Source organism: Streptomyces niphimycinicus (assembly GCF_018883605.1).
Classification (GTDB): Bacteria; Actinomycetota; Actinomycetes; order Streptomycetales; family Streptomycetaceae; genus Streptomyces; species Streptomyces niphimycinicus.
This window is the reverse complement of the sequence record NZ_JAHLEM010000666.1, coordinates 1-9,762: the sequence shown is the minus strand read 5'-3', so window position 1 is coordinate 9,762 and position 9,762 is coordinate 1. Positions and strand designations below refer to the sequence as shown.

General features: G+C 71.4%; 10 protein-coding genes and 1 pseudogene. 8 read left to right on the top strand and 3 right to left on the bottom strand.

The window, feature by feature from the left end; genetic code table 11:
- Both KN815_RS39705 and KN815_RS39700 read right to left on the bottom strand, forming a co-directional pair.
- A partial coding sequence (locus KN815_RS39705) for an alpha/beta hydrolase family protein (protein WP_253209531.1) occupies nucleotides 1-706 on the bottom strand: 706 nt, incomplete at its 3' end.
- A 136-nt stretch (nucleotides 707-842) separates the two neighbouring features.
- Nucleotides 843-1,790, bottom strand: a complete 948-nt coding sequence (locus KN815_RS39700) for a LysR family transcriptional regulator (RefSeq protein WP_216346659.1) — start codon at nucleotides 1,788-1,790, stop codon at nucleotides 843-845.
- 110 nt (nucleotides 1,791-1,900) lie between these two features.
- Between KN815_RS39700 and KN815_RS39695 the strand changes: the two genes are divergently transcribed.
- The 5 genes from KN815_RS39695 to KN815_RS39675 all read left to right on the top strand — a co-directional run bounded on the left by KN815_RS39695 (nucleotide 1,901) and on the right by KN815_RS39675 (nucleotide 7,046).
- On the top strand, nucleotides 1,901-3,214 hold the full coding sequence (locus KN815_RS39695) for an aspartate aminotransferase family protein (protein ID WP_216346658.1): 1,314 nt from the start codon (nucleotides 1,901-1,903) through the stop codon (nucleotides 3,212-3,214).
- A 105-nt stretch (nucleotides 3,215-3,319) separates the two neighbouring features.
- A complete protein-coding gene (locus tag KN815_RS39690) occupies nucleotides 3,320-4,246 on the top strand; it encodes an ABC transporter ATP-binding protein (protein ID WP_216346657.1) in 927 nt (308 codons plus the stop codon).
- The gene (locus tag KN815_RS39685) at nucleotides 4,243-5,058 is read left to right on the top strand and encodes an ABC transporter permease (RefSeq protein ID WP_216346656.1); all 816 of its coding nucleotides are present in this window, start codon (nucleotides 4,243-4,245) and stop codon (nucleotides 5,056-5,058) included. The genes KN815_RS39690 and KN815_RS39685 overlap by 4 nt, the downstream gene beginning before the upstream one ends.
- Nucleotides 5,059-5,076: 18 nt before the next feature.
- The gene (locus KN815_RS39680; protein ID WP_216346655.1) at nucleotides 5,077-6,444 is read left to right on the top strand and encodes a sensor histidine kinase; all 1,368 of its coding nucleotides are present in this window, start codon (nucleotides 5,077-5,079) and stop codon (nucleotides 6,442-6,444) included.
- A complete protein-coding gene (locus KN815_RS39675) occupies nucleotides 6,441-7,046 on the top strand; it encodes a response regulator transcription factor (protein WP_216346654.1) in 606 nt (201 codons plus the stop codon). The genes KN815_RS39680 and KN815_RS39675 overlap by 4 nt, the downstream gene beginning before the upstream one ends.
- An 18-nt stretch (nucleotides 7,047-7,064) precedes the next feature.
- Here the strand turns inward: KN815_RS39675 and KN815_RS39670 are convergent, their stop codons facing one another.
- On the bottom strand, nucleotides 7,065-8,075 hold the full coding sequence (locus KN815_RS39670) for an alpha/beta fold hydrolase (protein ID WP_216346653.1): 1,011 nt from the start codon (nucleotides 8,073-8,075) through the stop codon (nucleotides 7,065-7,067).
- 214 nt (nucleotides 8,076-8,289) lie between these two features.
- Between KN815_RS39670 and KN815_RS39665 the strand changes: the two are divergent.
- The 3 genes and pseudogenes from KN815_RS39665 to ppk2 form a co-directional block, all read left to right on the top strand.
- Nucleotides 8,290-8,454: pseudogene (locus KN815_RS39665) on the top strand (inorganic phosphate transporter); the annotation flags it as partial.
- A gap of 120 nt (nucleotides 8,455-8,574) precedes the next feature.
- Nucleotides 8,575-8,769 (top strand): hypothetical protein, encoded by a 195-nt coding sequence (locus tag KN815_RS39660; protein ID WP_216346660.1) that lies wholly within the window; start codon nucleotides 8,575-8,577, stop codon nucleotides 8,767-8,769.
- 20 nt (nucleotides 8,770-8,789) lie between these two features.
- A complete protein-coding gene (gene ppk2 / locus KN815_RS39655) occupies nucleotides 8,790-9,743 on the top strand; it encodes a polyphosphate kinase 2 (RefSeq protein WP_216346652.1) in 954 nt (317 codons plus the stop codon).
- The last annotated feature ends 19 nt before the right edge of the window (nucleotides 9,744-9,762 follow it).

The window sequence follows — 9,762 nt, the reverse complement described above, 5'->3', positions numbered from 1 at the left end:
TCGGCCTGTGGAGCCGGTGTAAGACCTCAACGGGAGTCCTCCCGGCGGGGCAGTCGGTGACGAAGCAGGAAGCCCCACGGCGCGAGCCGTAGGAATCCCCCTCGTTTACGAGGGGGAGGAAGTCAACGTCCCACTGCACCAGGAACTCCACCGGGACGGTGATCCGCGCGGCGTCCCCGGCCGAGGCCAGAGCCCCGCCCAGCCCCAGCACCGCCGCGCGGACGCGGGGTTCGGCGGCGACGAACGGAACACCGAGTCCGCACCCCAGCGAGACCCCCCAGTAGCCCACCGGCCCGGCGCCGACGTGCTCGAGCCGCTGAACCGCGGCCAGCACCGCCCGCCACTCCGGGACGGTCCGGCGGGCCACCAGCGCCTGGAAGTCGGCGATGAGCGGGGCCAGCTCCGCTCCGGCCGCCACCCGGGCCTGGTTCTCGGTGGCGATCCGGTCGTACTCCTCGACCACCGGACGGTCGCCATGCCCGGGCACATCGACCGCCACCACCGCGAAACCGCACTCGGCCACGGAGCGGCGTGCGCGAGTCAGGATGTCGGGGGCCTTCTTGTGCTGACCGCCACCGTGCCCCATCAGGATCAGGGGACGCGTACCGGCGGCACCTTCCGGTGTCCACAGCACACCGGGAATCCCACCAAGGGTGAAGAGTTGTTCGCGGACACCGTCGGACGATGTCTCAGAGGTGAAGCGCATGGCGTTGCAAGCCTTTCGGGGTGCCTTGCGCGGGCACTCCCTGGACCATGCGGGGGAGGAGGGAGGCCCGACCTGTCACAGCGTTGATCGGTCTCACCTCCTCGGTTCGCGGCAGCGCACGGCGGCACCGAAAGTATCACGCACCGAAGCCACCGCGTTCCCGGCCGGGGCGCTGGTGCGGTGCGGACAGGGCCGGGAGTTCGGGGTGGTCGCGCAGCGCCGCGACGACCGCGTGCACCGCCGCGCGCTGCGTTGTGCCGCGGCGCACCGCGATGGCGATGTTGCGGTGCACCGGTGTGCTCAGCTCCCGGGTGGCGACGGCGTGGTCCGGTGTGATGGCGAGGGCGGGCAGCAGGGCGATCGACCGGCCCGACTCGACATGGTGCAGCAGCATCAGATAGTTGCTGAACCGGCAGGCCACCCGGGGCTCGAAGCCCGACTCGCGGCACAGCCGTACGGTCAGATCCGCCATATACGACTGCGGTCGGTCACACGCCCAGGTCTCCTCCGCGCATGCCACGAGGTTCACCGTCGTGCGGCCGGTGAGCGGGTGGTCAGGCGGCAGGACCAGCACGATCGGGTCGGTTCCCAGGGGAATGATCTCGATATCCGCGCCCCAGGAGAGGCCGACGTAGTCGGTGGTGGTGATGATGACGTCCGCCTCCCCCGAGCGGAGGGCCGGTCCGCTCTCATGCGGCTCCAGCTCGATCAGTTCCAGGTGCAGCCGCGGATGGGTGGTGGCCAGGCGGGTCGCCGCCGGGACCGCGAGGGTGTAGATGGCGCTCTGGAACGCCCCGAGCCGTACGGTGCCGATGGGCTCGTCGTTCAGGGCGTGCAACTCGGCCTCGGCCTCGGCCATCTGGTCCAGGATCTCCCGGCCCCGGCGGGCCAGCAGCAGACCGGCCGGGGTCAGCCGCACCTTCCGCCCGGTCCGCTCCAGCAGCCGGCAGCGGGTTTCGGTCTCGAGGACCGCCAGTTGCTGGGACACCGTCGAAGCGCTCAGATGCAGCGTCTCGGCCACCGCGCGGACGGTACCCAGGGTTTCCAGCAGGCTGAGCAGCCGCAGCCGCCCCGAGTTGAGCATGCGCCCGATTGTAGATTCGGCCGTACGGCTCCGCTGTACGGTTCCGCCTGACAGAGCGGTCGGATCTGTGCGATGGACACGCGCAGCGACGCATCCCTACCGTCGTTCCCATGCCTTCCGAGACTGCCGGCGCCGCCCCGGAGCGCCACCTCATCCGCTACAGCGGCCACGCCCCCTTCAGCCCCGAGATCATCGCCCGCGCCGCGGGCACATCGGTGTTCACCGAGAGCGGTCGTGAGCTGCTCGATTTCACCTCCGGCCAGATGAGCGCGATCCTCGGCCACTCCCACCCGGCGATCGTCGCGACCGTTCGCGAGCAGGTCGCCCTCCTCGATCATCTGCACAGCGGCATGCTCAGCCGCCCGGTCGTCGACCTCACGCGCCGGCTCGCCGAAACCCTGCCCGAGCCGCTGGAGAAGGTGCTGCTCCTGACCACCGGGGCGGAGGCGAACGAGGCCGCGGTGCGGATGGCGAAACTCGTCACCGGCCGCCACGAGATCGTCTCGTTCGCCCGCTCCTGGCACGGGATGACCCAGGCCGCCGCGAACGCCACCTACAGCGCCGGGCGCAAGGGCTACGGACCCGCCGCACCCGGCAACTTCGCACTGCCGGTCCCGGACCGCTTCCACCCCGACTTCGTGGACGCCGAGGGCGAGCTCGACTGGCGCCGCCAGCTCGACCTGGGCTTCGACCTGATCGACGCCCAGTCGGTCGGCAGCCTCGCCGCCTGCCTGGTCGAACCGATCCTCAGCTCCGGCGGTGTCATCGAACTCCCGCCGGGCTATCTCGCCGCCCTTGCGCACAAGTGCCGGGAGCGGGACATGCTGTTGATCCTCGACGAGGCGCAGACCGGGCTCTGCCGCACCGGCGACTGGTACGCCTTCGAACACGAGGGCGTCGTCCCGGACATCCTCACGCTGTCCAAGACGCTCGGCGCGGGGCTGCCGCTGGCCGCCGTGGTGACCGGCCCGGAGATCGAGCAGCGGGCGCATGAGCGGGGGTTCCTGTTCTTCACCACCCATGCCAGCGACCCGCTGCCGGCCGCCGTCGGCAACACCGTCCTCGAGGTGCTGGTCCGCGACCGCCTCGATGAGCGTGCGCGGGCGCTCGGCACCACACTGCGCGGCCATCTCGACGAGCTCGCCACCCGCCACGACGCCGTCGGCGATGTCCGCGGCCGTGGGCTGCTGCTGGGCATGGAACTGGCCGGGGACCAGATCCTGGGCGCCGGTGGCGCCGACCGGCTCGGCGCGGCCGTCACCCGGCGCTGCTTCGAACTCGGGCTGCATATGAACATCGTCCAGTTGCCCGGCATGGGCGGCACCTTCCGGATCGCGCCCCCGCTGACCGCGAGCGACACCGAGATCGCCCACGGTGCCGCCATCCTCGACCAGGCACTCACCGACGCCGTCAAAGACCTCTGAGGGTGTCTCCGGTGACGTATCTCCAGGGTTCGTATGACAGATGTCAGATGGACGCATGACAGACCGCACTGCCATCGGGCCCGCCGCGCCGGGAGTCTGGAATGCATGGACACTGTGATCGAAACCGCCGACCTACGGCGGCACTATCGGGGCTTCGAGGCCGTGCGTGGCATCGACCTCACGGTCGCCCGCGGTGAGCTCTTCGCGCTGCTGGGGACCAACGGGGCCGGTAAGACCTCCACCCTCGAGGTCTTGGAGGGGCAGGCCACCCCCACCGCCGGAACCGTCCGGGTGCTGGGCCGCGACCCGTACCGCGAACGCGCCGCTGTCCGCCCCCGTATCGGGGTGATGCTCCAGGAGGGCGGCTTCCCGACCGAGCTGACGGTCACGGAGACCGCGCGCATGTGGGCGGGCTGCACCAGCGGCGCCCGCCCCGTGGCCGAGGCCCTGGAGCTGACCAGGCTCGCCATGCGGGGGGCGGTGCGGGTCAAGCAGCTCTCCGGTGGCGAGCGCCGGCGCCTCGATCTGGCGCTGGCCCTGCTGGGACGGCCCGAGGTGCTGTTCCTGGACGAGCCGACGACCGGCCTGGACGCACAGTCCCGCCGCGAGACCTGGGAGCTGATCCGGGAGCTGAAGCAGCAGGGCACCACGGTGCTGCTCACCACCCACTATCTGGAAGAGGCCGAGCAGCTCGCCGACCGGCTGGCCATCATGCACGCGGGGCGGATCGCCACCTCGGGGCGGGTCGCCGACGTGGTCGCCGAGCGGCCCTCGCGGATGAGCTTCGAGCTGCCCCGGGACCACTTCCTGGGCGATGTGCCGCCGCTCGCGCCGCTGGGGGTGACCAGCTATGAGGAGACCGGGGGGACGGTCCGGCTGGAGACCGCCGATCTCCAGCGCACGGCCACGGCGCTGCTGTTGTGGGCCCGGGACAGGGACGTGGAGTTGCGTGGTCTCGACGCCCGGTCGGCCACGCTGGAGGAGGCGTTCATGGAGATCGCGAAGGGCCTGGACAGCGAGGAGGCACGATGACGACGTCAGCAGCCCGTACGGCACCCGCGCACCTGGCCACGGCCCCCCGGCGCACCGCCGCCGACCGCATGACCGCCCTCGGCCGCGCCGAGCTGACGCTGCTGCTGCGCAGCAAGGCGTCCCTGCTCACCGCGGTGGTCCTGCCCAGCGTGATGGCCTTCGCGATGCGTGGCACGGTCGAGGAGCTGGACCTGGGCGGCACCGGCCTGTCGGTGGCCACCGTCATGCTGCCCGCCGCGCTGGCCACGGCACTGCTCTTCTCCGTCTACACCTATCTGGTCGGCGTGTATGTGGTGCGCCGCGAGGGGCTGGTGCTCAAGCGGCTGCGCAGTGGCGAGGTACGCGACTGGGAGATCCTCGTCGGCAGCGCGCTCCCGGCGTTCGTGCTGGCGGTCGTGCAATCCCTGCTGCTGGCGGTCGGGATGACCGTCTTCCTCGACGCGGACGCACCGGCCGCCCCGCATCTGGCGGTGCTCGGTCTGCTCGGCGGCGTGGCGATGCTGGTCGCCGGGGCGGCGCTGACGGCGGCGTTCACCCGGACATCGGAGAGTGCCCAGATGACGTTCCTGCCGTTCTTGCTGGTGACCATGGCCGGCTCCGGGGTCTTCGCACCGCGTGAGGTGATGCCGGACACGATGGCCGACATCGCCGCCTGGCTGCCGTTCTCGCCGGTGATGGACCTGCTGCGGGGTGGCTGGACGGGTGACCTGGCCGCCATGGATCAGCTCCGGGCGGTGATCCTCGCGCTGGCATGGACGGGCCTGGCGGTGTTTGCTGTGCGTCGGCGGTTCCGCTGGGGACCGCGGAATTGAGAACGGCGGGAGCCTGAGGTGGCGGAGCCCGAGGTGATGGAGTCGGAAGTGGCGGAGCCGGAGGTGGCGGAGCCGGAGGTGGCGGAGCCGGAGGTGACCGGGCCCAAGGTGACAGGACCCAAGGCGACCGGGCCCAAGATGACATGGCCCGAGGTGATGGGGCCGGGGAGCATGAGCGTGGCGACCTGGGTGGAGCGGCTCGGGGGCCCGGACGGCCCCGAGCGCTACCGCCGCTACACCCTCGCCACCCTCGCCGCCCTCGCCGTCGCCGAGGCCGCGCTGTGGGCGTTCTGGATCAAGACATCGGACACCGGCCCGCTCGGGTCGGCCCTGGTGGCGGCCTTCAGCGCGGCACACGTCGGCGCCCATCTGTTGCTCTCCCGGGCGGCCCTGCGCGGCTACCTCGGTGCCGGCCCCCGCCCGGTCGGGCTGATCGCGCTGTACGTCGCCGCCACCGTGGCCATGGTCGCGCTGGGCTGCGCGCTGCTGGTCACCGGCCGCGTCGAGGCCGGGGACCTGGTGACCTATCTGATCTGGCTGATGATGTTCTACGCGGGCCCGTCGATGCTGGCGCTGCCGACCCGCACCGGAGTGGTGCTGGTCGCGGCGGTGCCGGTGGCGGCGCTCGGCGCGGCGGTGGCGAGCGGGCTGTCGGGGGAGCTGCTGGCGTTCGCCGTCGGCGGCATTCTGTTCATGGTTCCGTTCATGGCCACGGGGCTGCGGGTCACCGGCTGGAGCGTGCGGCTGATCGAGGAACTCGCCAGGGCGCGGGCGACACAGGCGCGGCTGGCCGTCGCGGAGGAGCGGCTGCGCTTCGGCCGCGATCTGCACGATGTGCTCGGCCGCAACCTCGCGGTGGTGGCGCTGAAGAGCGAGCTCGCGGTGCAGTTGGCGCGGCGGGGCCGGGACGAGGCGGTGGCGCAGATGGAGGAGGTGCAGCACATCGCGCAGGAGTCACAGCGGGAGATCCGCGCGGTGGTACGCGGCTACCGCACCGCCGACCTGCTCGCCGAGCTGGCCGGGGCCCGATCCGTACTGGAGGCGGCCGGGATCGACTGCCGGATCGAGAACGGCCCGGCGGCGCGGCTGCCCGCGGATACGCAGGCGGCGCTCGGCTGGGTGGTCCGGGAGGGCACGACGAACATGCTCCGCCATGCGCAGGGCGCTTCGCGCTGCGAGGTGACGGTGCGCGCGACGGTCTCGGGCCGGGTGGCGCTCGTGATGGAGAACGACGGGGCGGATACGTCCCCCCGGCCCGGCACCGGCAGCGGCCTGCCCGGGCTGCGCGAGCGCCTGGCCGAGGTGGACGGCACGCTGACCACCGAACGGCGCCCGGGCGGGATCTTCCGCCTGACCGCGAGGATTCCCTGGGAGACGGCCGAATGATCAGAGTTCTGCTCGCGGACGACGAACACCTCATCCGGGGCGCACTCGCCTCGCTCCTCGCGCTGGAGCACGACATCTTCGTGGTGGCGGAGGCCGGGACCGGCGACGAGGCGCTGGCCATGGCCCGGGCACACCGCCCCGACGTGGCCGTCCTGGATCTGCGGATGCCCGGAGGCGACGGGGTGTCGGTGGCGGCGACGCTGCGGGAGGTGGTGCCGGAGTGCGCAACGATGATCGTCACCAGCCACGCCCGGGGTGGGGCGCTGAAACAAGCGCTGGGCGCGGGCGTGCGCGGATTCGTGCCGAAGACGGTGTCCGCGCGGCGGCTGGCGGAGATCATCCGTACGGTGCACACGGACGGCCGCTACGTCGACCACGAGCTGGCGGCGGACGCCATCGCCGCGGGCGAGTCGCCACTCACTCCCCGCGAGGCGGAGATGCTGTCGCTGGCCGAGGACGGGGTACCGGTGGCGGAGATCGCGTCCCGCGCCGCACTGTCCCCGGGGACGGTGCGCAACTATCTGTCGGCCGCCGCGGCCAAACTCGGCGCGGAAAACCGCCATGTGGCGGCTCGCATCGCCCGCGAGCACGGCTGGCTGTAGCCGCCCTGCCCGGCCGCCCTACCTGAGCGAAGACCGCGACCGCCGACGCCGGCGGTGGCCGAGGACAAGGGCTCCACCGCCCAGCAGAAGGGCCGCCGCGCCCCCGGTCACCCACGCGACGGCCGTATCGGCGGGCCGGGACTCCGCCCGGGCGCGGGAGTCGGAAGGCTCGGCGGCGGGCGACGGCCGGGCCGAGCCGGTGGCCGTGGCGGCCTTGATGATGAGGTCGGTGACCTCCTGGGGGTGCGCGAGCATGGCCACGTGGGAGGAGTTGATCTCCACGGTGTGCGAGTGGGCGCGCTTGGCCTGGAAGCGCTCCTGCCGGGGGTTGATGGTCTTGTCCTGCTTGGCCACGAGGACCCAGGACGGGATCTGCCGCCACGCGGCCGCCTTGGCCTTCTCCGAGAGCGTGGCCGTACTGGCGGGCCGCTGGGTCGCCGCCAGCAGCCTCGCCGTACCGGCCGGGAGGTCCGCGGCGAAGATCCGGTGGAGCTTGTCCCGCTTGAGGTACAGATCCTTGCCCCGCATGCCGTCACCGGCCCGGTAGGGGACCGTCCTGAGGGCGGTGGGGAGTTCGGTGGGGAACTTGGCGGCCAGCGACTGGCCGCTCTCGCCCTTGTCGGGCATCAGGGAGGACACGTACACCAGCGACTTCACCCGGGGGTGGCCCACCGCGGCCGAGCTGATGACCGCGCCGCCGTAGGAGTGGCCCACCAGCACGATCGGGCCCTTGACGCTGTCCAGGACGGAGGCGATGTAGGTGGAGTCGGTGTACAGACCGCGCAGCGGGTTGGCGGGGGCGATGACGGGGTAGCCGCGGCGCTCCAGGCGCTGGATGACACCGTTCCAGCTCGAGCCGTCCGCGAACGCGCCATGGATCAGCACCACCGTGGGCTTTCCGCCGGACGTGTCGTCCTGCGCGGCGGCCGGGGCCGCCACGGTCGCGCACACCGCCACGGCGCACCCGGCCGCCGCGACACGTGCGCGGGCCGGTCCGCGTCCGGAGCCGAGAGCCGGAGACGCCATCATGGTGTTCTCGCTTCCCTCGAGGGCAATGCCTCCTCAACGTTCGCGGGACCCGCGGCGCCCGGCCGCGCGGCGGGGTCCGACCGGGTGAGAGGGGGCTCATTCCACCGGGCTGGCGCAGCTCTGACAACGATGCCCACGACCTGCGCGCGTCGTCCTCGTACTGCCGTTGCCTCCAGTTCGCCGAGCATTGGCCTGAGCTTGTTTGCATACGGCAATGGACCACATCACCTTCTTGGTGGCGGTCGTCATCGTCACGGCCCTCGCCTTCGACTTCACCAACGGCTTCCATGACACGGCCAACGCGATGGCCACCTCCATCGCCACTGGCGCGCTCACCCCCAGAACCGCGGTTCTGGTGAGCGGGATCCTCAATGTCGTTCGCCCTGGTCGGTGTGGCCATCGCCGGGGGCATCGTGCTCCTCTCGCGCCGGAACCCGGTGGACGCGAAGAACGTCAACGACACCCACGAGGTCACCATCCGCACCGGGCCGCCGACCGGCTGAGCATCGGTGTCACCGTCGCCGTGGTCGTCGTCTTCGCCCTCGGCGTCCTGGGCCTCGCCCGTGCGGAGGCGGCCCGTGAGGAGAACGGCACCGGCTCCACCGTCGGCCTCACCCAGGCCGGTCTGTGCTTCGTGGCGTGCGCCGCGGTGGTGGCGTACGGAATTTATCTGATCGTGCCGCAGTTCCACTGAGAGCGGAAAGGAAGGACTGGATGACAACACCGCCCTTGCTGTCCGAGCTGGCCGACCTGCGGGTCGACTACAGCGACCACGACGACCCCGTGCTCATCCGGCCGGACGGAAGCCCGGTCGACACCTGGCGGGAGAACTACCCGTACCCGCACCGCATGGAGCGCAAGGAGTACGAGTGGCACAAGCGGCTCCAGCAGATCGAGCTGCTGAAGCTTCAGAGCTGGATCAAGGAGACCGGACGCCGGCTCGTCATCGTCTTCGAGGGTCGGGACGCGGCCGGCAAGGGCGGCACGATCAAGCGCTTCACCGAGCACCTCAACCCGCGCGGCGCACGGGTCGTCGCGCTGGAGAAGCCCACCGAGCGCGAACGTGGCCAGTGGTATTTCCAGCGCTATGTGGAGCATCTGCCGACCGCGGGTGAGATTGTGCTCTTCGACCGGTCCTGGTACAACCGGGCCGGTGTCGAGCGGGTCATGGGTTTCTGCTCGCAGGACGAGTACCAGCGCTTCACCCGGCAGGCGCCACTGTTCGAGCGGATGCTCGTGGACGACGGCGTCGACCTGGTGAAGTTCTGGTTCTCGGTGTCCCAGAGCGAGCAGCGCACCCGCTTCACCATCCGCCAGGTGGACCCCGTACGGCAGTGGAAGCTCAGCCCGATGGATCTGGCCTCGCTGGACCTCTGGGACGACTACACCGCCGCGAAGGTCGCCATGTTCCGGGAGACGGACACGGAGTACGCGCCCTGGACGGTGGTCAAGAGCAACGACAAGAAGCGGGCCCGCGTCGAGGCCATGCGCAGCGTGCTCGCCCGCTTCGACTACACCGGCAAGGACGAGGAGGTCGTCGGTGCCGCCGACCCACGCATCGTGGGCGCGGCGGCGGGCCTGCTGGAGGCGGGCGAGGACGACACCAACGACACCACCAGCGCCACCAACGCCACCAACGACGACAGCGGCGACGTCGACCGGCGCTGACGCGCACAGAGCGAAACCA